At 55.5% G+C, this 22,900-nt stretch carries 17 protein-coding genes; 8 read left to right on the top strand and 9 right to left on the bottom strand.

What is annotated here, in order from left to right:
* Window positions 1–26 precede the first annotated feature (26 nt).
* Entirely contained in the window at window positions 27–236 is a 210-nt protein-coding gene (locus P9292_RS27405; RefSeq protein WP_309844733.1) for a hypothetical protein, read from the top strand.
* Between the two features lie 297 nt (window positions 237–533).
* Here the strand turns inward: P9292_RS27405 and istB are convergent, their stop codons facing one another.
* The 8 genes from istB to P9292_RS43280 all read right to left on the bottom strand — a co-directional run bounded on the left by istB (window position 534) and on the right by P9292_RS43280 (window position 13,180).
* Window positions 534–1,322: an IS21-like element helper ATPase IstB gene (gene istB, locus P9292_RS27400; RefSeq protein WP_309962218.1), complete on the bottom strand. Its 789-nt coding sequence runs from the start codon at window positions 1,320–1,322 to the stop codon at window positions 534–536.
* A 2-nt stretch (window positions 1,323–1,324) separates the two neighbouring features.
* Entirely contained in the window at window positions 1,325–2,851 is a 1,527-nt protein-coding gene (gene istA, locus P9292_RS27395) for an IS21 family transposase (RefSeq protein ID WP_309957873.1), read from the bottom strand.
* A 447-nt stretch (window positions 2,852–3,298) separates the two neighbouring features.
* Window positions 3,299–5,545 (bottom strand): hypothetical protein, encoded by a 2,247-nt coding sequence (locus P9292_RS27390; protein WP_309962216.1) that lies wholly within the window; start codon window positions 5,543–5,545, stop codon window positions 3,299–3,301.
* A 34-nt stretch (window positions 5,546–5,579) separates the two neighbouring features.
* A complete protein-coding gene (locus P9292_RS27385; RefSeq protein WP_309962214.1) occupies window positions 5,580–5,879 on the bottom strand; it encodes a hypothetical protein in 300 nt (99 codons plus the stop codon).
* A 539-nt stretch (window positions 5,880–6,418) separates the two neighbouring features.
* Window positions 6,419–8,086 carry a TniQ family protein gene (locus P9292_RS27380; protein WP_309962213.1) on the bottom strand — a complete coding sequence of 556 codons (1,668 nt, stop codon included), beginning with the start codon at window positions 8,084–8,086 and terminating at the stop codon, window positions 6,419–6,421.
* A gap of 21 nt (window positions 8,087–8,107) precedes the next feature.
* The gene (locus tag P9292_RS27375; RefSeq protein WP_309962211.1) at window positions 8,108–9,838 is read right to left on the bottom strand and encodes a TnsD family Tn7-like transposition protein; all 1,731 of its coding nucleotides are present in this window, start codon (window positions 9,836–9,838) and stop codon (window positions 8,108–8,110) included.
* 2 nt (window positions 9,839–9,840) lie between these two features.
* Window positions 9,841–11,208 carry a hypothetical protein gene (locus tag P9292_RS27370; protein WP_309962209.1) on the bottom strand — a complete coding sequence of 456 codons (1,368 nt, stop codon included), beginning with the start codon at window positions 11,206–11,208 and terminating at the stop codon, window positions 9,841–9,843.
* Between the two features lie 1,552 nt (window positions 11,209–12,760).
* A complete protein-coding gene (locus tag P9292_RS43280; protein ID WP_409015418.1) occupies window positions 12,761–13,180 on the bottom strand; it encodes an HAD domain-containing protein in 420 nt (139 codons plus the stop codon).
* Between the two features lie 279 nt (window positions 13,181–13,459).
* Here P9292_RS43280 and P9292_RS27365 point away from each other — a divergent pair, with 279 nt between their 5' ends.
* The 7 genes from P9292_RS27365 to P9292_RS27335 all read left to right on the top strand — a co-directional run bounded on the left by P9292_RS27365 (window position 13,460) and on the right by P9292_RS27335 (window position 20,181).
* Window positions 13,460–13,966, top strand: coding sequence for a DUF6471 domain-containing protein (locus P9292_RS27365; protein ID WP_309962207.1), 507 nt, complete (start codon window positions 13,460–13,462; stop codon window positions 13,964–13,966).
* 171 nt (window positions 13,967–14,137) lie between these two features.
* Window positions 14,138–14,557: a hypothetical protein gene (locus P9292_RS27360; protein ID WP_309962206.1), complete on the top strand. Its 420-nt coding sequence runs from the start codon at window positions 14,138–14,140 to the stop codon at window positions 14,555–14,557.
* On the top strand, window positions 14,554–14,853 hold the full coding sequence (locus tag P9292_RS27355) for a BPSL0761 family protein (RefSeq protein ID WP_309962204.1): 300 nt from the start codon (window positions 14,554–14,556) through the stop codon (window positions 14,851–14,853). Before P9292_RS27360 ends, P9292_RS27355 begins: the two co-directional genes overlap by 4 nt.
* A gap of 420 nt (window positions 14,854–15,273) precedes the next feature.
* Window positions 15,274–16,050, top strand: coding sequence for a metallophosphoesterase (locus tag P9292_RS27350; protein WP_309962202.1), 777 nt, complete (start codon window positions 15,274–15,276; stop codon window positions 16,048–16,050).
* A 363-nt stretch (window positions 16,051–16,413) separates the two neighbouring features.
* A complete protein-coding gene (locus P9292_RS27345; protein ID WP_309962200.1) occupies window positions 16,414–17,406 on the top strand; it encodes a hypothetical protein in 993 nt (330 codons plus the stop codon).
* 187 nt (window positions 17,407–17,593) lie between these two features.
* Complete coding sequence (locus P9292_RS27340) at window positions 17,594–18,952, top strand: type II toxin-antitoxin system HipA family toxin (protein ID WP_309962198.1); 1,359 nt, start codon at window positions 17,594–17,596, stop codon at window positions 18,950–18,952.
* Window positions 18,953–19,074: 122 nt separating this feature from the next.
* A complete protein-coding gene (locus P9292_RS27335; protein ID WP_309962196.1) occupies window positions 19,075–20,181 on the top strand; it encodes an antitoxin Xre/MbcA/ParS toxin-binding domain-containing protein in 1,107 nt (368 codons plus the stop codon).
* Between the two features lie 1,130 nt (window positions 20,182–21,311).
* Here P9292_RS27335 and P9292_RS27330 read toward each other — a convergent pair.
* On the bottom strand, window positions 21,312–22,847 hold the full coding sequence (locus tag P9292_RS27330) for a hypothetical protein (RefSeq protein ID WP_309962193.1): 1,536 nt from the start codon (window positions 22,845–22,847) through the stop codon (window positions 21,312–21,314).
* Between the last annotated feature and the right edge of the window lie 53 nt (window positions 22,848–22,900).

Below are 22,900 nucleotides of genomic sequence, written 5' to 3'. Positions count from 1 at the left end.
ATGGCCTCGACCGCGCAGACTTCCTTGTGATCGGAGCGCGGCTTGAGTTCGAAAGGGAGATCCAGATTGTCGGCAAGGCCCAACATGCCATTGCGACGCGGATAAAAGAATCGAGCGACCCTTGTCCGCCGCGTTCGATATTGCGCAGTGCGCGCGTCGTTATGCCGGCGCGGCTTGCCACGTCTTTCCTGTTGGAGATTTTGCGCAAGGCGGTGAGCGCGCAGGCGCTGGCCTGATTCCTCCGAAATCTCAGCTGAGCTTGCTAAGTTAAAGCGCGTTTTTTTGCCGGTTAAATGCAAAGATTGACGCTTACCGGCGTTGTTTTACCGCTTAGAAAAGGGTGCCACTTGTTTCAGGATATGCCCATCCAACAAAAACGCCCCCGAAGGGGCGCTTTACAAAACTCGTGTCCTTCCCAAATAGAAAGCTTTCGTGAAAGGCGCAACGTGTGTTGCTTTTCGCCGTAAAGGGGCCGGGTGTTTTCGGCGCAATGGCGCCAGCGAAAGGCGCCTGATTCGGGGCTCGAACGGGGATCAAGAATCCTTGTTTTTACCTCCTTTCGCAAGTGCTGATTTGTTGCTCTCGGGCATCGGGCGTGGAACACGGTAGCTCTCGCCGTCGAGCACGACGCGGTATGCCGCGTGTCGCAAGCGATCAAGCGTTGCAGCGCCGAGCATTTTGTTGGTCGCGAACGCGTCGCCCCATTCCGTAAAATCCAAATTACTTGTTAAGACAGTCGATGTACGCTCGTACCTCTCGGCAATCAGATGGTGGAAGTCTTCGTCTTCGGGCGTGCGCATGGGTTTCAGTCCAAAGTCGTCAATGATGAGCAACGGCACCTTGGCAAGCGCCTGGAATCGCCGTTCGTAGGAGCCCACGGCTTGCGCGTTGCGTAGCGTGCTGAGAAGCCGAGTCTGAGTCATGAACAGGACATCGTGACCTTGCCGGGCGGCGGAGTGGCCCAGTGCCTGCGCCAGATGGCTTTTGCCTGTTCCGCAAGGACCGGCGATCAGCACGCTGACCTTCTCATCGATGAAGCGACAGGTCGCGAGATCATGGACGACGGCGCGATTAAGATTGGGTAGCCGGTCGAAGTCGAAACCTTCCAGTGTCTTCTGTCCACGGAAGTTCGCGCGGCGCATGCGGGCGTCGAGCTTTCGATGATCGCGCCGTGCGATCTCGTCCTGGATAAGCAACGTCAGGAAATCGGTATAGGCGAGCTTACGGTCGATGGCTTCACGGTTGCGTGCTTCGAGCGTGTCGAGGATGCCGGACAGTCGCAATTGCTTAAGAGAAGACGTGAGTTCGGGAATTGGATTCATGTTCAATGGATCAGGAGAGTCTGGGTATCGCGGCAGAAGCGGCCGCCGTGGGTGTAGGTGGTCGAGCCTGACTCAACAGGTTCAATCGACAGCCAGGTCTGATCGAGGCCTTTCTGCAAGATCAGCTTGACGGCTTTGTAGCTCGGCGTGCCGAAGTGATTCGCGCGACGGCAGGCCGCCTCCAGGCGCGATGCGCCGAACTGCTGAGCGAAGCGCAGCACGCCCTGGACGGCGCGCAGCTTGATGAGAACCTGATCGCCGAAGAGCGTGTGAACAAGCGCGTAGCATGACGGCCCGATACGTTGTGCTTCTCTCAGACACCATTGGGTGTCGTGCATTTGCCAGGCCTGTGCTGCTGGCGGCATGTGATCGGCCACAGTGATACGCGTTCCTGGCGTAGTCTGGCGGACATGCGATGCCGACAGTTCGTGCTCGTAGTAGAGCTGCACCATGGTGGCGGTCGCCTTGAGCCACAGATCTTTACCGGCAAGCCGGAACGGCACAGAATAGTAGGCGCGCTCGAATTGCACATGGGCGTCGCGATGAACCTTCACGCGCGCCCAGGTTGCCAGCTCGGGCGGCACATCGGGAAGCGGCTGCAACAGCGCCTGTTCGACATCCTCGAAACGCTTGAGCGGCACTTCGCGCGTCGTGCCATGCGTCCGGGTGCTGGCCTCGTGCATCACCCAGGCTCGCGCTTGCCGGTTGGCGTCGTCAAGGTCACGGAATTCGCGAAGAGGAAGGAAACTCGACTTCACGTATTTGACGCCCGACTCGACAATTCCTTTTTTAGCCGGGTCCCTCGGCGGACACGGATCGACCTTGAACGAATACCCTTCGGCGCATTGCGCGTAAGCGCGCTGGACTTCGGGTTCGTAGATGCAGGCCTTGACGATGGCACACTTGGGGTTATCGATGATGACGCGGCCCACTACGCCATTGAACCACTCGAAGGCGTGACGGTGACATAGCAACCATGTGTCGACGCTCTGATCGCGGACAAACTCAACGTATTGATGCCGCGACCAGCACAACGTCATCACGAAGAACCACGTCTTGTGGACCTCACCGGTGTGTGCATCGGTGATGGTCGGACCTGCGCCGAAATCAACTTGCGCGGCTTCTGCGGGTTTGAACTCAAGCCGCATCGGAACATCCGGCGTGAGCTCCGCCTTCAATTGCTGAAGTAGCCTGTAGACGGATGAGTAGCTTCCCGTGTAGCCGTGGTTGCGCACCAGCGCGCTGTGAATCGTCGTGCCGGGGACGCCCGCGTCGTGCCACTGGGCAATCTGTTCGCGCCACGGTTCGGCCGACGAGATACAGCTCGCGGGCAGGAACTCCTTGTGGCTGAACGCTGTAGCAAGCTGCGCGTCATCCGGCAGAGCGTTGTCCGGAGAAAGCCACCCGCGCTCGGTTGCGATCTCCCGCACGGCTGCCAGCTTCTTACGGCCCATGATCTTCGACCGGTCGATATCCCGGTCGGAGTCACCCTGGCGCATTCGCACCAGAACCTGTCGATATTGGTACATCTCGAACTTCCTCTTCAAGCCACCCTCCGGAGCAAATGCGTGCCGGCAGAGTAGCGGTTGGTGAAGTTCGAGCGCCCGACTCAGACGCCAGTGGCGCCTTTACGGCGAAAATCTACTGGCGCCTATATGCCGAAAAACTTGCGGCGCCTAAACGCCGAAAACTCCCTGGCGCCTTTATGCCGAAAACGGTTTGGCTCCTTAACGGCGAAAGTTCACAACGTGGCCACAAATCCTTGCAGCGCGGGCTTCCCAAGCCTTATCGCACCTGCTGCTCGGGGACAAAATGCCTCCTAGTTTCGTCGAAAAACATAAACCGGCATCGACAAAAAAAGATTGAACTCAAATTCCAAATGAAAAAGCCGCCAACCCCCATGGATAAAGGGTTTGGCGGCTTCCTCCATCGGAATTTATGCGAGTCTTTACCTCGGCAAGTGCCCGGAATTCCGCCTAGTCGTCATCCCCGGCAACCAGTGTCGGATAGGACGAGCTGATGTCAGCAGTCGGCTGTGGCGATTCGGGCTGACCAAACCGTTTGAGCATGCTCGCAGCGTCTTCGCGGTCAAGGGCTTCTTTGGCGGAAGCGCGCGTCGCCACCACAGCACCTCGTTTCCCAGTCCGTCTCGAATTTGCGGCCTTCAGAATCTTCTCCTCCGCTTGAGACACCACGGCCGCGGATGTCCGCTTCGCTTTGTTGATGGCCTCTTCCGCCATCCGCAATGCTTCAGAAAGGTTTAGATTCTTCAGCCTATTGATAAAGGTATGTTCCCACACGAACGTGTTGGGATAGTTGAGGGCTGTTTGCTCCGTCGCCTCGAGCGGACGTAATTTTCCCGCTGGGTCATCCCACACGAGGGTGTGCGGAGCATTGGCGAGTGAGTACACAGTCACCTCGAATGGCGAGCCCGGGTTTGTATCTTTGAAGGCCTTTGCCACTGCCTTCAGCAGCGGTGACGTGAACCGGCGCTTACCTAGCGTCACCACACCGTTCGTGGCTGACAAGACATGCTTGTCGTTTAGGCGCTTGGACACTTCTTCCTCGCTCCAGTCATCCGCGAAATCACCGCCACGGAGACTCTTGTTATAGGTATAGATTCCAATGGGCGTGGGCTGCGGTGGCTTCAGGTGCTTCTGCTTCGGGTTCAGCATCTCGTCTGTCATGAGATGCGTAACGTCCATCGTAGTGTTGCGTATATATATACCCGTGAGTAGAGCAACCATAAATACGTCCAGGGGAAGGGCCTTCACCTTCGCTTCTAGCCGACGCTCGCGGTCAACGTCATCATCTCCAGTCTTATGCGTCGAACCGAGTACGTTCGAAAGAGCCTTCTGAAACCAACCCATCCCGCCCTCGACATGGCCCTTACCTTGGGGGTCACCGGGCCGCGCGAACTTCATGTCGCCGTTGAGGCGGTCGACCGCCGCCATTTGAGTCGCTTCAGACATGCCAGGGCCGCGGTCAACGAACACGACTGATGCCTGGCCGTAGGCCATTCCAGATATCAAGTGAGGAACGCCCCAACGAAGTAGGTCTTCCTCTTTTGGCGTGTAAGCCGAGAAAAGACAACGGCGATAACAATCGCCGTTCTCGTATCCGAATGTCACGTACCATCCTAGGATAAGGTCGCTCGCTCGGTCTATTGCGAGGAGCACCGTCGGTTTTCCAGTTCCGTCGATGTAGATGTCATGCCCGCCGTACCGAATGAAGTTATCTGCGATAGTCGCGTCCAAATCCAACACGTTCAGGTCGCCATTCGCAAGTAACCCCGCTGAACCGCCCGAGAGTACGCGGCGACCTCCCGGCTCGTCGCTTTGTCTCGCTTTTTTGTCAGCGCGAGCTTTCCGCAGCGTGGCTCTGGCCAAGTCCCTCATGTTGCTGTCCCGAGGCAACTGCCGCTTGGCTGGATAGGTTCTTAATATCCGGTTTTCATCTCGATTGAAAGCTACTTGGGTGAGCTTGAAGCGGTCCAAGATGACGCCCAAGTTATCATTCGTCAACAAACCTTGAGCGCGAACGAAAGCGGTCCACTTTTCTCGCAATGCTCTCGAACACGTTCGGCGCCGATATCGCGTGTCCGGGTCTATTCTCTCCGCGTCCGTAGGTCTCCCGCGAAGTCGGACTTTACCGTTTTCATCCCTTATCTCAGGCTTCTCCTTTCCTAGCCCTCCCTTGAGCCAATCATGGGTCATGTTTGCGTAGGGATGTCCTCCGTAGAACAAGTCGTACTCCAACCAATTCTCGACTGTCTTCTTAGACGTTTCAAAGGCGACGACTGCGTCCTTGACAGCTTCCTTGTACGTTTTGTCCGAAAAAATCCAGCGCATCCCAAAGTGCTTTTTGACGTAGGCGACGGCTTCGCGCTTCATTGCAATGATGTCATCGCATTGTGTTTTTCCTTCGTGCTCACTGTCTCCCGCTAAACTCATCTGCTTTGGAATTCCTCGCTCTTGCACTCTTTCAAGCCGGTTTGCCATCACCCATTTTTCGACGTCTCGAACCCTCCAAGTCCTGCGTAGTGCCGTCGTCTTTGGGGGACTATGCAGCTTGAATGTTCCGTCCTTCTGCTCCTTACCAATCTCCATCATGTAAATGTGAGTCTTCGTTCGCTCCAAAAAGCGATAGACCGTCTCCGGCCGACCTGGCTCCCGCTTGACCCAGTTTCCAGAAGGTGAAAACGTGACGGCGTCCATATCCATGCGTGTTCTCCAGAGAAGCCCTACGAGGCAACTATTACTTGAGCAACATCATCGGTTTGTGTCGATGCAACTCATGCGCGTGATTCCATCTGAGATAGCCGAGGAAATGGGCAATGCCGAAAATTCTGTAAGCAGCGAGCTGGTCCCATCCCAGCCGTTTTGCAACCATTGTTAGCACACGGTCCAGCGTCCCCTTTGCTTTCGATGCCGCCAGAGCGCGAGCGAGTTCTGCAGCTGGTAGGACGTAATCCTCGATATTGCGCGTGTGCATCATGTAGGAGAGCAAGCGCCGATGGTTCACATGCTCCACTGGCGATATCGTGAGGTCAGTCATAACCTCGTGAGTGCTCCACTCCTCTACTCGGGTACGTTCACGCTCATGACGCGACTCGACGTCGGGCTCATACAGGAGGGCTGCGGGCTTTCCCGACACTGCGTGGTACAGACAGTATGGGTAACCCGGAATACGAAGGGTGAGCATGAAGTCAATCGTCATGATGTCCTTTCGCGCGAAGCGCTTTCCTGCTCGGAGATATCGCTCGAACTTTTCGAAATCCAGGGCAGGATATTGGGTACGGATTTCGATAACATACGGGCACATATCGAAAAACCTCAGCAGCGTCTCTTCAAGATGTGAATGACACCACGTCCTCCCGCCAGCCTTCCTGCTTCGGTAGGCGCCAGCGACACCTAATTTGCTCGCACAAGCCTTTTTCCAACATCGAAATTCCCCTGCACTGCTTACGCCCCTCGGGTCGTGAGGCGGCAGGACAGGCGGCCATTGAAGGATGGGTCTTCCACCTAGCCGCCTAAGATGCTGGGAACCTGATCAGAGAACAGTTCCCGTCGGGTCAACGAATTCGTTTGAAGCGGCTAGCGCCTTCGCCTTCCCTCGCGAATATGGCAAAAGACTGCAGTCGCCAATCCCAATGAGGTTTCCCTCAACAATCTTTTTGCTTGCTTGATTCTCTGATTGCATTCTCTTACCTCCAGAGACAAAAAGCTTTCCTCGATGCCGTAACGGCTCTTTGGTTTCACAGAACGAATGGCACGGCAAAGATGCGGTATCAACCGCTTGTTGTAGGTTTCATCTGAATCAATACATTCGCTTAAGGCCACTTTTAGTTCCTCAGGCCTAGTACGTAGCCCATTAGCCATCGGAACACCAGTCCGTAGTGCAGCCATAGTTACACGCATTCCCGGTACAGTTGAAATAAGATAAGCTCGGCGCGCATAGATTTGTGCAACCCGCTTCTCGATAGATTCATCGGTCAAATTGAATGCGTCAGGCAAAACCGATTGATAATACTCTTCATCGCAAATCCTGAGGAACGCGAGATAAATTGTTCCCCTTTTTCGTCTGTAGAGTTGGGTCCTCGTTATACAAGGAAACTCTTCAAGGATACTGGTCAACCATGTGCGAGCATTCGTCTTAAGCTCGTCCAACTCGTGTGCAGAGAGCTTCGAAAACTGTTGACGATAAGCTCGCGTCGAGCGCCCCTTGAGGTATTCCTTCATGTACTTTTTTGTTGCTTCGCTACTTCGAACGCCGGCTCTTCGGATTTCGTGACTCGATTCCAATTCGCTCTCGTTACGGTTACCTAAATCAGATAAGGTAGTCTGCTCAAATCGCTGCCACCCCCCGAAGGCGGCGTAGACACCAATTATGTTTAGGAATGGGTCTGCGAATGACTTCCCTGGCGATAGTGGTGTAAGTAGCTTACCGATAACATGCGGTCGGATATCTAATCTTTTTAGGTAATTTTCTCCAAGATTGTCTAAGAACATCTCCCTGAGAATTGTCATGGGAGCTCTTCCCTCACTGCCTTGTCGAGTGCAATGATGTTTGAAGGTAGAGACCAGAGCATTGCTTGCGCCCTGTGGACGATATTCTTTGGTCAATAATTGCTGGACCATCTCTGCGATATCACGGGCGACAGCAAAGTCTCGTTTCGAGAGCTTTCCTAAAGGTGTCAGCGGGCCGTTGCATCTGCATCGGTTTCCAGGTATCCAGGGAGCAACCTTTGTCGTCTCATTTACAAACTCGCACTTATCGCACAAGGTATAAAGAATTGTTGAATGGCGTGGGCATACCTCAATACCAGACATCAGCGCTAGGCGGTGCCAGTAGGCATAGCCGTATTGTTTTCGGTCTTCTTCGATGCAGTCCAAACAGACTTTAAGTCGACTTTTCCTGTTTGTGTGCACGCCACCGGGCCGCTTAGGCTCATCGACCCGGATTGCAATCAAGTCACGTATTTCAGCATCAGTTTTGAACGCACAATCGACCGGCATGCGCGTGTGTCGTTCAAGCGTCTCGGTAACCGGTGGCAGGCACATCCAAAACGCTTCGACGGCGGCTCGAACATTCTTCGGAACGAACCATGGAATATCGAGTTCCGGTCTTTGAATAAGTGATGACGTGACCTTGACACTTGGAAACCCTCGTATGGTTGACTGTATCTTGAGAAAACCGTTGTAATCCTCCTCTTCGGCGATGTGTCTCGCGTAGAGATATGAACCCTCGACCGATAACGCCAATTTCACCTCCTGAATGTGAGCTTAGTCTTCAGCCGCTCCTTTAAGGACGCGATTCACTGTTGATTGCCGCAGTTGAGCCGCTTTCGCCAGTGCCCAGTTTCGCTTTCCGACACGGCTCACGTGCTGAACCGCCCAGTCAACACGACGTCTGACGAAGTTCGTCGCACACTCTCCATGTGGGCTCATTGCCAAGCGACGACGGCCACTTCTGAACGAGTACTCTGAGACCCCAAGGAGGTGCCGTACTCGGTTGAGTGATTTCCTCAAAGGACGTTTCTCCCCGTCGTCGCAGGCCGCCTCAGCGATGTTGATAACTTGAGCGAAGCGCGCCAAGACAGGGCTAGAGGTTTGCGACTGTTTGCAGTTTCTCCGGCTGGTGGGCTTGCTGTCGGAGTGCGACTTCAGCCACACTTGCGCCTGTCGATAAAGCTGAGCCCATGTCGCTGGGAATCGTCGCCGGAGTTCGGACATCGGCAACACGGGGTTCGTGGTCCGAGCACTAGACCACACCTTTTTCGCTGTGGCGGTGCGGTCGGCAATCGCGCGCTTACTTGCCTCAACTGGCTCCGGCATAGACGACAGGATTCGATAGACGGTCGTGAGCGATACTCGAAACCGCGCTTGTACTGCCTTCGGAGAATCGCCTCCTTTCAGGGCGACACTAATGGCCTCTTGCAAAGAGCCGTCAATGAACTTCGGCCGCCAGGCTGCATGAAGCCCGTACCGCTTGCACAGAACAGCCACGCGTGCAGCGCTGATTGATAATGCCGTTGCGACTCGTGCGATGCTCCCGTGCTCCTGAAGGAGCGCCCATAATTCCTCTTTTGAAGGTTCCGCAGGTTTCATGAGAGGGACAGCCTGCGGTCGTTCCGCCTTAATCTCGCAACCGTCCGTGAACCACTTCAGCAAGATGCACCAGATGGGGTGTACAGCTCGCGTTTCGCGCATCAGATTCCTCAACGCGTTCTCGATGTGGCTGTCCGTCTGGGTTAGATGCCGAAGCCGTAAATCAGCGAACGCACCAGAATAGAACGAGGTGAAGTCTGAAAGGAGCTTTGATAGGTGCAATCTCCCTCCGCTTCGAACCCAGCCAGAGCGGCGCAAGGCCTCCTTCACAGAACATTTGCGGTAGGGCGACTGCAAGGCTGGAATCTCCATGCAGTCCCCTACTCGTTTCGCAAACTCCATCCCCATGGTGAGTTGGTATCGGCTACGTTGTTCTCGGCAGGCTTGGTCAAACAAGAACATCTGATTGCTCGTCGGTCGCAAATCACAAGCATGTAGGTAGCACACGTCGACGAACGGCGCGCCGGTTCTTCGATGGATAAAAGTGAAGCCTTCCTCGCGCAATTGCTCCCGATTACATTCTGGGCAGGACAGATACTCTCGCTCCGAAGCTCCAAATAAGACCGGCAAGCGAGTCAGCCTTGTTGGTCCCGGGAGAACGCCGTAAACCCGTTCGAACTGGTCCGCAATTTTGTGCGACGGAAGTCCACAGCAGTAGTATTCGATGGCGAGGTGATTCCTTGCTATTCCTTCGAGGTCGTCATAGAGATAGCCGATGACGCGATGAAACTCACGCAAGCCGTTCGGCATGCTGTCGAGACTGGGGGCTCGCTCAAGCAGCCTTTTGCATGTGACCACGAGACGACGTCCGCTGTCTGTACGCGGCAGATTGACCAAGTAGTCGTTGATGATTTGGCCTTTCGGAAACGGCGGCACCATCAACGAGATTTGCTCGACTTGAGGCATCTTTACGTCCGCACATGAAGAAGGTTTTTGAACTTCCTTACGTTGAAGATGGTCTTGGGGAAGTGGTCGATGTAGTTGTAGAAATCGAGCTCGTCCTCCAAATCTTTGCGTTCCGCCCAATGCACGAGCGCTGCCCTTGTTGGCAGTTGATAGGCGAGCTTTTGTAGCGCGAGCTTCTCAATGTATTCATAGTTCAACGTTTGTATCAGTGCAGGATGTTTTGCGACCTTGAGATGCAGGCCCTCCATGATTTGCATGGTCCAGCCTTTCCTGCCCAGCGCGAGTTTCGCCATCCATAGGGGTAATTCAATAGGCATCGAAGTTTCAGAGGAAATCACCCCTGAAGCCCACGCTCGAGAAACGAACTGATAGAGGGTACTCGTTGAATCAGGATTTCCGTTCGCGTCGGCCACGTTCCCGAGAGAGCCCAGATTCAGCCTCTGACCGCTAAGAAAGCTTGACGAACCGCCCTTCGCTAGGGACAGACAGTGCAGGAAAACAGGTGTTGCAGCAAACACGACGACTATGCCGGAGCGCTGCTGCAGCTTAACGAGCATATCCACCACCTCCTGCGGCTGACCAGCGAGACTTTTGAAACACGCACCGTCAATAGCAAGTACACCGACGTTGACTTGGACGCACAGAGAGATGATGGCGTTGACGCTATCCTGACCGGCAATCTCGGGGATGACATCTTTCAAGGTGTCGACTCGTCCAACCCTTTCTATGACGCGATACCGAATCTCGCGAAGCATTCCCTCTACTGTCCCGCAACTTGGATAAGAAATGGAGAGAAGTGGGACTATGCTCATGTAAGCTGGTTGCTTTCCGGTTCCATAGAATCGAAAAGGTGTATCGAAAATCTGCAGCAAGCGGTTTATGTATGCAGTCTTGCCGCACAAAGGGGGCGCCTCGACGATAAAAAATAGGTCCCGGAGAGCGCGGACGCAGGTTGGGATGGGACGCAAGGCATCGCCCTTCAGTATCTTGTCGATGTTGAAAAAAAACTCGCGATAGTCCGGGTCATCAAAGTTGCGCCTAGACATGGAGTGGCGAAACGCCGAAATAATGGAGTAGGTGAACTCGACTGTATCGTCGTCAGCGTAGAACGACTGACGGTAAAGCGCTAATGCATTCTTCTTTGCATCGCTGCTTGCATCCGGTTGTCGTGCCACGTCGGGAACGGCGCAGTACGACAGTTGTTGCTCCACTTCGGCGGTCGTCCTATCTCGAATCGCTTCCTGCAAACGCGTTCTTGACGCTTCCCGTATCTCCGCAATGTTCCGACTAGTGACAACTTCACGTGAGATTGAGGCTTCTTCCAGTGGGACGACATCATCTACGACATCACACTCAGCCGACGAACGCATTTCTCGCTCCTCAAATCGACTAACGGTAGTACTCCGTATTTAATATTTCAGACTCTGCTTGCATAGTCCGTAGATGTGTAGCTGGGTAGGTTGCCGGCTTTACTTGACTCTGACGACAAGGTTCTCGAGACGCTTGCGAAAGGGAGCAGCTTGCAATACTTCCATCCAACGCGCTGTATGAACACGTTTCTCAACCAACCGTTTCAACCCCGTGCGTCGAGCCAAAAGGAAGCCGATTAGAAAGACAGTTTTGCGGTCTAGGTTCATGGTTCTCAACGTGGTGAGTTTAGGCACCCATTCCGAAGGAAGGAATAGCTTTCAAAGCTTTTCGTGTAATAGCTATTCCCCAACTGTACGAGCATGGCTCGAAGCCTCGTCCGAGCCTGACGTATGGCTCTACGGTTCCTTGCTTGGCTGTGCTTTGCGAATGTAAGAGTTTTTCTAGTCGCCAGGTAGGACTGTTCGTATTTCTTGCGTGGCGTTTCGACTTTGTCGTTGCATCTGTCGGCAAATTTAACTGGCAGCCGCACGAGGATAGGACACGCTGACTTTCCTTGGCGCTTGCTATACATACACAGTACTCCTTCGGATATAAGCCTGAGATAAGAAAATCTGGTCGATTTTGAAACGGCACATTTGCTGTCCCGCGCCTTAACTAAAACATAGACGCTACTTGTCGCAGCGCTTCAGGAGCCCGAGGTCGGATGGGTCAACTATTCGATTGAGTCGTTCATGCGCAAGGAGCGAGACTCGTAGCGAGCAGCCTCGCGGGACGAATCAACAAACATTGGTCTAACGAATAGGCGCGAGGAAGGATGGGAGAGGAAGCGTAGCGGGATTTCGAAGGTATGCGATGCCGAGTCGCTCATTCCCTGGAGTGGGGCAGCATGGCGCACATCTGCTACCCGCTTTAAGTTGGCAGATGCGAGTGGCAGGCGAGAGGAATTCATCGGGTCTCATTCTCCGAATTCATCAAGCGCTTACATCTGCGCTTGACAGGGTGCTCCCCCTGTGAGACCCTTCGCGCGCGAAAGCGTGGGTGCCTCGAAAGGGGTACGCCATTCGGCCTGTACGGTTGCAGCCGTACGGGCCGTTCTCTTTTCAGGGGTACACGTTTCGCCAGCTAGTTCGTGTCCTCGTCAAGTTGGTCAAAGATTGCTCCCGCATTCCCGGCGAAAGCCGCATCAGATGCGAGGCGGACAGGTCGGCCCGGAAATCATTTTAGAAAATACCTGCGCAAAGTCGCCAGAGCCTTTCTGAGCAAGGGACTGAGCATCTAAGCGCAGTGGCTTGCGCGCCGCGTCTTCTGCGTGCGGCACAACCTAAAATCACCGAATTTAAAATTTGCGAGCCGCTCTTTAGGATGTGCTCGCACGCGGCCCAAACCCTTAATGGGCAAGGCTCTGACCTGTTTTGCGCGAAACATTTCTAAAGTGGACACGACGCCCTCTCAAATTTTGCTTGAGAATCTAAAATAACTTAGCTAAGATACTAGCTATCTTGCGATTATTGCGTCTTGGCATCGGATTATGCGTCGATGGGTGAGCGCACGTCAATAGCTTTTCTGCACCTTATTTCTCCTCGCGGTAATTCCTCGCAAAGTCAAAGACTTAAGCCGCTCTGCTATAGCAACCCATGTGTCGTCTTGGGCGCGCCATAGCCCGTTTTCGACGATGAGGGCTTTTTCCCGCAGCTGTACTGGGACATATCGAGCGTCGCAATCGACAAGGAAAACCGCGTCGGGCTCGCGTCTAAGATGGTCTCGCTCGAGAAGGTCGCGACGCGATGGAACCTCTTCTCGTAACCGCCTCAGCCGTTTGTTCCCAGGCGCAGTTGCTCCCACCACCCGCGAGGAAAGCGCACTTGGAAGAGTGTCGAGCACTGTGCGATAGCCATGTTTAGCGACCCAGCTTGAGCTGAGCACGACTTGCACGTCGTTTTCGGACTTGAGTAGCTCAGCGAGCCGATGCAGGTGTGCGTCAAGGGAAGCCCCTCTTAACCTGCCGGCCAGCCGGATTTGCGGCCAGTGGAAACAAAACGCCTTCGACCGTTAGATAAAGAACGTTCCGACCTGCCATAGCGCACCCCCTATTTGAGGGCAAGGCGACCGTCCCGAATCAATTAAAATGTCCGGGTACGAGTGAGGCGGCCGGGAGGTTGCAGTAGTTCGACTTTTTCCGGCCGGTGTTCGGATGAGATGTTTATCTCACCTTCAACATAGCTCGTCGCTCTTCAAAACGCAAAGGATTTTATGAGCGAAGCTGACTCTCCGTGGGCGCGGCTTGCGTGCCGCGTCGTGCGCGTTGCGATGGCACGCAAGGAGCACACCTATTCATCGCTTGTACAGCTGCTCGCAAGCGATGGGGTCGACGAGACCGAGCGCAGCTTAGTTCTGCGCATCAATCGCGGCAGTCTCCGACTAAGCTCGCTGCTGCACATCCTTTCGCTCATGTCGGCTACCGTGCCTGAGCTCTGGCGTGCGAGCTTGTCTGCAGGAGGCGATTGGCCCACGCGCGCCCGCGATGTCGTCCTCGTCGAACTTCGCGAGGGCGGCATTACAAGCCTCGGTTTGCTTACAGACCAACTGGGCAGACTCGGAACGAACATTACGGAGCAGGCTCTCGAGAGCCATGTGATGACAGGTACCATTCCGCTTTCCTTGGCTTTGCAGTTGCTCTTCATCGTGCGGTCGCATTCTCTAGAACGCTACTGCGATTTCACAGACATTCTGAAGACAGCCGACAAAGCTATCGTCTAACGAGAAAAAAGCCCTTGACGCGGTGGCGACATCGCCTACTCTGAGATAAGTATCTCATCGCAAGGCGCTGAAAAAGCAGAACGATAAGTCGGCCCTACCCTCCTGCGCAATGAAGTCAGACGTCCATTTGCGACGCTGACCGATTTCATTGCCCCACCGCTGGAGGCTGCAATGGCTATTTGGGCGACCCTCCCTGTCGACCTCGAGCCGGAAATCTGTCTGGAAGAATGGTGCGTTATCGAAACCGAGCCGGAGCGCGAGCAACGGCACCTTCTTGGTATCCGAACCGATACGCTGGACGCGCGCATCAGTTCCGAAATCTCCGACTTCGACATGAAGACCCGGGTTGCGCATTCGTCCACGGGGCGCACCTATCGCCTCATCGGACCGCCAGGATGGGCCATCGACGCGCAGTACGTTCTTCTCGAATGGTGCCGGCGGAATGCGGTGCGCGAAATTTCGGACGTGACGACTGAGTACCTGCTTCACGTAAAGGACGTCGAGGACTATCTTCGGTGCTGGGATGTGACGGCTCAGACGGCAAAGGAACGCGAACTGCCGCCGCCTTTGGTCAGGGGGTACCGCGTATGAGTCGGCCTCAAGACAGAACGAAAGCTGTCATTGATACACGACGCATCCTCGAGGCCCTCGAAGCGTCCGAGCAACCTCTTATGTGGGACCTGGTGCGAACCGTCGCGATGAACGCGCTCCGAAATTATCCAACGGAGGCGGACATCGCAGCATCCGCGGTCGCGCTTCCCTTGTTGTGGGGAGCACCGTCACCATCGCAGAACAACGGAGCGGGCATCCTCTGCCATCCGAAAATCTGTAGCGGCCGCTGCCAGCTTCTTTCCATCGTGCCCAAAACGAAAGAGGTGAATCAATAACCTCCGCGCTGCTCAGGACCCTTCTCTCTTTTAACACGAACAGTTGGAGTGTGGTGGTGCACTCACAGCCTCCGCGAATATGGCAAACGTCCCCGACAAGCCGGCTGTACCTGATAACTTTCCTCGTCCCGCCTTCGGCGTGGTAGCAGGTAGGCAACCAAAGGTCTGCGTGGTCCTGTGCAAAGACGGACGTTATCGGGAGAGCTCATCCGATGAAGTGCGAGCCGAGCGCTACGAGTTTTGCGAGGACCTCGCACAACAGCTCTGCCCTATCGCGATAAATGACGCGGTGAACCGTTCTCACGACGCAGTACTTGGGCGAGTATCGACCGCGGTCGAATCAAAAACATGGACGAGTCGGCAAGAAACCATGTGGGTGATTGAACGACTTCGGACACTCCTCGCTTGGTGACAGATGCTATGAACCTTCAAATAGCGAGCGACATTCATCTCGAGCGCCTGTCGGCAGAATCACGAGATGAAATGATGCTGCCACCGGCTCCTTCCGCCGACCTTCTCATTTTGGCTGGCGACATCTCTCGAGCGATAGACGGTGTTCGAAGGTTTGCCTCGTGGTCAAAACCGGTCATCCTGGTCCATGGAAATCATGAAGCGAGGTCAGGCCATCTGATAGACCTGTCGCGTTCTATGCGGAAACAGGCGTTAGGGACGAACGTGCATTACCTTGAGCAAGACGCACTTGAATATAACGGCGTTCGGTTTTTGGGTTGTTGCCTATGGACGGACTTCGCACTGTACGGGTCACCTCGGACAGCAATGCTGGAGGCCGCGCGACTTATGCCCGAGTACAGCATCTATAAGTCCGGCAATAGCCGTGCGTTCTCGCCCGAGTACTCGCTTGCAATCCATCGCAAGTCCCGTGTATGGCTTCAGAGTGAGCTCGCGAAACCCTACGCTGGCCGCACCGTCGTCGTCACGCATCATGCACCGCATCCGCGCTCGATTGTCCCGCGGTACGCAAATGACCCGCTCAATCCATCGTTCGCAAGCGACCTGACTGAGCTGATGGAGCACGTCGACCTATGGGTTCACGGTCATCTGCACACTTCATCGGACTACGCCGTCGGGCACTGCCGAGTCATCTGCAATCCGCGTGGATATCCGGTATCACGGCGTGATGGAATTCCTGAGTTCGAAAACAAGATGTTCGACCCGCAACTGGTGGTCACGCTCTGACATTCTCTTACGAAGAGACCGGAGGCTAAAGTGCTTTTAATCACCGTTGAACTGCTTTCTGGTGGAAGCGAGGAAGGACGGCGCACGCTTGGTGAGGCGCGAATCATTGACGTAGGTGGCGATGCTGCGTACGGGCACTATCTCACCGAAGTAAGGGAAGGCTTTGACAAGCCAAAGTGGCACGGGCAGCTTAGCGACTCCCCCAGATTTGCTGGCAGGGTATGGGACCTAGCCGCACGAGGAATCGTCATCGCCATGACTGGGAGCGAAGAGCTGCCGCCGCGGCCCGTGCATGCATGGCGTCAAGAAGACTCCCGGGATTGAGACGATGCTGAACTTCGTTTCGACCTCCGGTGATTCGCTATGAAAGTCCGCCAACTCTTGCGTCGACTCGAGCGCGTGCCGGAGGATGCGAATGTCCTTATGTCATCAACCAGCGGCGGCAGCGAGAGTGAAGCTGAAGAACTGAAGTTCGTCCGGCTATCCCGCTCGAAGCAGGTCGTGTATCTGCTCGCAGACAAGCAGGATGAGCATCGTTTGCTGTCGGATTCAACGCGCACGCCGGTCGGCGCCGGCCGACCGTCGATAGATGCTATCAGGGCTCAAGCACTCGAGAGGTGTTGCACGATGCTCGAAAGCGGAGACTTGCTTGGCGAAGATGCGTTTCGCAAAGGATTGGCTGTCGGCAAGAAGCGCTTCGCCGCGATGGTCGACGAAGGCACCGTCTTCGGATTGAAGCTCGATGGTCAGACGGTCTATCCGTCGATACTCTGCAACAGAGGATTGCGCCTTCAGCGATTGTGGGGGGTATCGAAAATCTTGGTTCCAGCGCCACCTGTGCTGCGCTTCGATTTTTTGACATCAAGGTCAGGGGCGCTCCGGAGTCGAGCACCTGTTGACCTGCTCGCCGATGACCGCGATTACCGTGAGCTCCGAAAGAACGCAAAAGCGTGGGTAAGCGAGTTCAGTCGGACCACCGTTAAGGTCGTCGCTGCCGAGGCAACAAAGAGCCCAGCGATGCGAGAAACTCTATATACATGTGCGACGGAAGTGGACCCGAGGCGCCCGCTTTGGAAACGTGCACTCGAAGCTGTTTGCGCGCCAGGCTATCAGTTTCCGCACAACGTACCGCGCTGTCCGCCCCTGGTCTTGCTTATTGTCGAGCGGCGCATGGCAGGGCAGGATTCCTTCGAAACTGAGGCCAAAGTCGTCTGCGACCTCCAAGCGACCGAGCTGAGTGTGTCCGTCGCGATACCGGGCGAACTTTCACCGGCTATCAAGTTTTCCTCGCCCGGTAAGCGGCCTACTGTCGCAGAAGTGGCCGAGGCTGTGTTCGCCTCGCTCGCGAAGTCATGACGGTCCGGCCGATTGCGAGCACGCGAGTGTTCTCTGCATCGGACACCACCGACCTTGACGTGATGCGCATAGTCCGTTGTGCGCGACGTCGGCTAGTCCGCACGAAGCACCTGCTGCTGGCAAGCGTGTTTGGAAAGCATGCGTGATGTAGGAGTGTGACCGCTGCTCCGAAATGGAACCTCTCATCATGAACACAAAAATCACCGAGTTTGAGGTCATTGCGCACATCGATGGCGACTGGGAGCCGTGCGGCCAACTGGCGATGACCGAAGACGGCACTGTTCTCGTTGGGTCCACGTTTAAATACGCGCGCCAGTATCTCGACCGACAGGATGCGTTCGATGTCGACCCCGTCGCCCTATCACTCAGATACGCTACCAGCATCGCCGGAAAGGTGCTCCACCCACCCAATTTCTTGCCGCAGTTCGGCAGCATCCGAGATGCCATGCCGGACGCTTGGGGGCGCCGAGTCATCGAGAACAAACTTACCGCGCCCCTCAACGGGCTCTCAGAGTCTGAATATCTTCTGCATTCGGGCCACGACCGCGCCGGCGCTTTGGATTTCAGACCTGCTATCGCCCCGCTCGAGCTGACCGAGCCCGCTGACCTGGGCAGTCTGCCGGGGTTAGCCGAAGCAGCCGCACTAATAGAACGCGGGCAGCGCGTCCCGAGCGACCTACGGAGCATTTTCGATTGTGGTGCCAGTCTTGGCGGGGCGAGGCCGAAAGCGGCCGTCCGCGACAGGTACGGGGTGGAGTGGGTTGCAAAATTCCCGAGCATCAACGACCGGCTAAATGTTCCCGCTATCGAATGGGCAACCCAGCGGCTCGCTACGCGGGCCGGACTCAACGCGGCTCTGGTCATGCTTCTCGAAATCGGCGACCGACACGGGCCGCTGCAGCATCTGGTCGACCGGCGCCACGTACTACTCAGCCGCCGCTTCGACCGGCGTTGGTTGTATTACCCAGAATGTTCCGAAGCCAAGACCCAAGCGGGATGGGAGGTCTATCGCATCCCTTATGCGAGCGCGCTGACCCTCGTGGGGTGCGACGAGATGAGCTCGCGTCATTGCAGCTACGGCGATGTCGTTCGAGCTTCGTATGAATTCTGCAGCGCGCTCGTGACGAAGCAGGATGCAGAAGAGCTATTTAAGCGTGCTGTCTTCGACATTCTTGTGAGCAACGACGACGCACATCTGCGCAACACGGCTTTCGTCTGGGATGCCTCGGTAGCTGGCTGGCGGCTGAGCCCGGCCTTCGACCTGATGCCACGACCAAGTGTCGCAAGCGACCGGTATCTTCACCTCTCGCTGGGGACCAGCGGACGTCACGCCACCCTCGACAACGCGCTGAGCGCACGCAAGGAATTCGGACTGTCGGAGGCTAGAGCATGTGAGCTGGTCTCCGAGCTTTGGGAAGCGGTTAAAGGATGGCGGTCGGCCTTCGAAGTGTTCCAACTCTCGCCCCAAGACATCGCCGCGGTCGCGTCGGCATTTCGGCACATTGATGACATAGCAAGTCGCGAGTTGCGTCGAAAACTTCCGTGACCCAGTCCTGAGAGACCGAGGTGAGCGAAGTGCTTCTGCCACGGCCTGTGCACGCGTGGCGACAAGACGAGTCGTAAGACCGCATTCGGCTTCTTACCACTGTCGTGCTATAGGGGAAGGTAATGGAAGTTCGTGAGCTTATTCACCTCTTAGGGCCAGCACCTCAGGATGCGACCGTTCTCCTGCTGCCAGCGGGTGCCACCGCGGGCGAGGCCGAGGTGGTCCGCGCCGCTATAACACCGGCTCAGCCTTGGGTCCGTGCGCGCCGAACGCGACCTGATGGCAGCACCGACGACTTCTACCATCCCGTAATCTACGAGCCGAATCCTAACTTCGAGGAGCAGACGGATGGACGGATAACGGAGAATGTTGTCGTCCTGGTTGCAAGCGCTGATGCTTCCGACCTCGGTCAGTCGATGATTGCGGGAACAGGGCGGCTTTCGATGGCCACCGTTCGAGCGGCCGCGCTAGAGCGGTATCGTGAGATGCTCACGAGCGGTGACTTATTGCGCGAAGCAGACTTTCGCGCGAGGCTGGGAGTAAGTGAGGAACAACTTGCCGCGCTTGTTCGCAAACACCAACTGTTCGCGCTCACGGTTGGCTGGGAGAAGCTCTATCCGGCCATCTTTTGCAATGAGGGGGTCCCGCTTCGGCGGCTATCGAAAATCGCGGCAATGTTGGCCCCACTTTTGCCTGCGCAGCGACTGTCCTTTCTGGAGTCAAAAAATGGCGCTCTCGGTGGTCGCACGCCCATCGAGATGCTCACCCGCGACACGGATTTCCGGAAAGTCCGTCAGTTGGCCGCCGCGACAGCGGCGGAGGCGTCGCGTACCTTCCTGAAAATCTTCGAGGCGTCGCAGCAGCCAATGCACACTCAGCTGATTGCACCACTGTACACAGCGGCCATGGAAGGCGACCCACGGCGTCCCCTGTGGGCACGAGCACTCGAAGCGATTCGGTCGCCTGGCTACCAGTCACCTCATGACATCCCAGTCGCGCCGCATACTCTCCTCATGGTCGTCGAGCGGCACTTGGCGAACCACGGCCTTGAAGAGGTGGAGGCTTGGGTCGACGTGAAGCTCGATGCCGACGGTATACGCTTTACTGTTGCTGGCCTCAATGAGAAGCGAGTGAGTTTGCCCCATTACCTGCAAGAAAAACCCCTCACCGTCATTGAGTTGGCGGATGTTTTGGTCAGTAGCCTCGCAGAGCGAAGCAAATCATCGTAGTTCGACTGAGAGCATGGATGGAGCGCCGTTCATGAAAATGCTCGTCGAAGACCTTGACGACCCGTCGGACTCAGACGCGATGCGTCGCGTGCGCCGTGCTCGGCGGCGGCTGGTTCAAGACGGACTGCTCGTGACGGGAAGCCAATTCTGCTTGCGCGCGGGCATCGCTGAAGACGAGCTCCGCTCGCGGGTCAGACGTAGGAGCATTTTCACCCTTCGTCTCGGTAGACGGACCTACTATCCGTCGCTGTTTTTCAGCGCGGACGGTCGGCGTTTCAGACTGCTTTCACGGGTTGAGCGCGTGACGCGGGCGATGAGACCGGAAATTCATCCGTGGACAGCGTATTTCGAACTTGTCCACGCGTTTGAAAGTCAGGGCGGGAAAACGTTGCAGCAGGTGATGCGTCGAGGAACAGGTTATCGGTCAGCGCTTCGTTACGCGCGAGGAGTCGGTGCGTCACAGAAGTCCTTCAAAAGGAGAGATGCCCTGCGCAGAGCTTAGACTTTTGAAGCCGTCGCACTCGTTCAGGACGTATCGCAGTCGTATCGCGCTGAATGATAGTTGGCCACCTACCCGTGAATACCGGAGTTATCGCCGTCCGAATGTTGCAGCCGTCAAGTCTTTGCTAGCCATCAAACATGATAAAGGCGACAGCATCCGTGCACCTAAGTCTTCGCCGCATCCCAAGGAGGCATCTCATCTGCGATATGGTGCGTCATTCCCATAGCGTTGCGAAATGCGGTACCTGCAACCACAGAACTCCTCCACTTCTTAGACAAGAGAGATAGCTTGTGATAAAGACTGCAAAAGGGTGGGAGGCTTCGGTACCGTATAGGTCTTGCAAAGAACAATGCCTTCTCATAGATGCGAAATCGTCGGATGGTCTAGGCCACTGCTCCAGGCAACTTGCCTGCGGCCGGCCCATCGACTGACTCTTCATCTTGAATGATTTGAGCGGCGGCCAGTTCGTGAGAATGGCATTGATGTCGATGTCAGACCGGGCCGCAGAACGGAGAGTACAAGCCGTCCCATCAGTGAAGAAAATTGCCACACCTCAGCCACTGTAGGACACTTGGCTATTTCCGTTTCTACTGACAGCACCAATGCCACTCGTAGAAGAATTGGGGCGTCATGGAATGATGAAATACGGAACCAACTGTTCTTTCACCGGCGCACGCTTTCCGAGATAAGGGGCGGACGGAAAGATGAGACCGTGGCGAACAACAATAATTTCGAATCGTTGAAAAACCGCCGGATTCGACGCAAAGCTGACGTGGTGCCCGTAACCACGACAGTCTCGCATCGCACAGCAGTCTCGGTTCGGGTCGTCCCGCACAATCTGCCGTATCGATTCGCCCAAGATTAGAGTAGCTCTAGGCGCGCTGAAACCCTTCTCAAGCACCGTTAGGATAAACATCGACAGGAAGCGATTCAGTGCATATGCGAAGCCAAGATGAGGTTCTTTGGTAATCCAGACGAAATATGGAAAATCCGGCGCATCATAGTCGTCTCTCAACAACTCATCCGCGAGCTTTTGGAACGCAGGTTTTGTGGCCGCAATTTCGTCTACATTGCCGTGTAAGTCGACGATATTGTTTTCTGTCGCGAATTCCACGATGAAATCACGACAGATTTCTTGAACGACCTCTCTGTACTCGGCATCCCAAATTTGCATCTCCCCATCTGGCGCTGGGTCGTTAGGGTTCGACATTCCCCACGCACACGCTCGTCGAGCACGGTCTTCAGCCGTCATTAGTCGGAGAAGATACTTCTCTTGAATCCTGCTCTTAAGACACACCTCGAGCTTGGCTAAGAGCGCTAAACCGAACTCCTTCGTAGCAGCGCGCTGGAAATCCTGCATTGCCCCGTCTCCTCCGCCAGAGATAAGCACTCGTTCCACGGAGCCTCGGGATTGACAATCAAACTTATCGTTGTCAAGAAAGTCATCATCAACCCAGAACCGGGGGCCACGGTAGCTTCTGAGTTCGACAGGAGATGTCCACGACTGCGTCGGATGGGGAACTTTTACCCTTCGCTGGAGAACGAGAGTCCGCTCGCGCATAAAACCTGTACATGAAACGACGGCCCCGTACACGCGGTCTACATTCTTACCGGCTCCTTCTGGCCATGGCCCCTTGACCTGAACAGAACCATTTGACGTTGTGCATTTGAAGTGTCTTACATTCGTATTGCGCAGGAGTTCTAAATTAGGAAGTGATTTTCTAGCCTTGTTAAAGGCGCTTTGCCAAGTCGCCGCATGATTGGCGGCAGAATCGGAATCAAACTGAAGAGGGAATGGTGGCGCGATGAACTCCGATGGGTCAGGCATTGGTCGTGGCCAGTCGTATTCAAACGGCGCAATCCTACGGGAGCGAGCCCTCGCGAGCGTTGAAAATTCTCTACGCTGTTTTTCGATGACGGTGACCGGAACGCCTTTTTGAGCGGCGATGAGAGCGCAAGTAATACCGGAAACGCCGCCGCCGAAGATGAGCAAACCCTGTTTGGAGCCCACCACTCTTGATATTTCTTTAACATCATTGAGTAGGGCTGCCGTTATTGAAAACGCTCGGATGAACTGGTCGCGCACACTGCCTGTTCTGAGACCAGACAAGTCGTATTGGCGCTCACCAACACGGTGAAACCCTAACAGCTGATTCCTTGGCATCAGAGCCCCGATTTGGTCGCATGAGACACAAGCTGTTTTAGGGGAAGGTGCGA

The organism is Caballeronia sp. LZ001 (assembly GCF_031450875.1).
Taxonomy (GTDB): Bacteria; Pseudomonadota; Gammaproteobacteria; order Burkholderiales; family Burkholderiaceae; genus Caballeronia.
This window is presented reverse-complemented; position numbering and strand designations above follow the sequence as displayed.

What these genes read in the sequence shown, in the direction of transcription:
- istB (WP_309962218.1), bottom strand. Translation starts at nt 1,322, where the DNA reads ATGAATCCAATTCCCGAACTCACGTCTTCTCTTAAGCAATTGCGACTG.
- P9292_RS27345 (WP_309962200.1), top strand. Translation starts at nt 16,414, where the DNA reads ATGAAAGTCCGCCAACTCTTGCGTCGACTCGAGCGCGTGCCGGAGGAT.
- P9292_RS27335 (WP_309962196.1), top strand. Translation starts at nt 19,075, where the DNA reads ATGGAAGTTCGTGAGCTTATTCACCTCTTAGGGCCAGCACCTCAGGAT.
- P9292_RS27385 (WP_309962214.1), bottom strand. Translation starts at nt 5,879, where the DNA reads ATGACTGACCTCACGATATCGCCAGTGGAGCATGTGAACCATCGGCGC.
- P9292_RS27370 (WP_309962209.1), bottom strand. Translation starts at nt 11,208, where the DNA reads ATGCGTTCGTCGGCTGAGTGTGATGTCGTAGATGATGTCGTCCCACTG.
- P9292_RS27330 (WP_309962193.1), bottom strand. Translation starts at nt 22,847, where the DNA reads ATGCCAAGGAATCAGCTGTTAGGGTTTCACCGTGTTGGTGAGCGCCAA.
- P9292_RS27375 (WP_309962211.1), bottom strand. Translation starts at nt 9,838, where the DNA reads ATGCCTCAAGTCGAGCAAATCTCGTTGATGGTGCCGCCGTTTCCGAAA.
- P9292_RS27340 (WP_309962198.1), top strand. Translation starts at nt 17,594, where the DNA reads ATGAACACAAAAATCACCGAGTTTGAGGTCATTGCGCACATCGATGGC.
- P9292_RS27355 (WP_309962204.1), top strand. Translation starts at nt 14,554, where the DNA reads ATGAGTCGGCCTCAAGACAGAACGAAAGCTGTCATTGATACACGACGC.
- P9292_RS27390 (WP_309962216.1), bottom strand. Translation starts at nt 5,545, where the DNA reads ATGGATATGGACGCCGTCACGTTTTCACCTTCTGGAAACTGGGTCAAG.
- P9292_RS27365 (WP_309962207.1), top strand. Translation starts at nt 13,460, where the DNA reads ATGAGCGAAGCTGACTCTCCGTGGGCGCGGCTTGCGTGCCGCGTCGTG.
- istA (WP_309957873.1), bottom strand. Translation starts at nt 2,851, where the DNA reads ATGTACCAATATCGACAGGTTCTGGTGCGAATGCGCCAGGGTGACTCC.
- P9292_RS27350 (WP_309962202.1), top strand. Translation starts at nt 15,274, where the DNA reads ATGAACCTTCAAATAGCGAGCGACATTCATCTCGAGCGCCTGTCGGCA.
- P9292_RS27360 (WP_309962206.1), top strand. Translation starts at nt 14,138, where the DNA reads ATGGCTATTTGGGCGACCCTCCCTGTCGACCTCGAGCCGGAAATCTGT.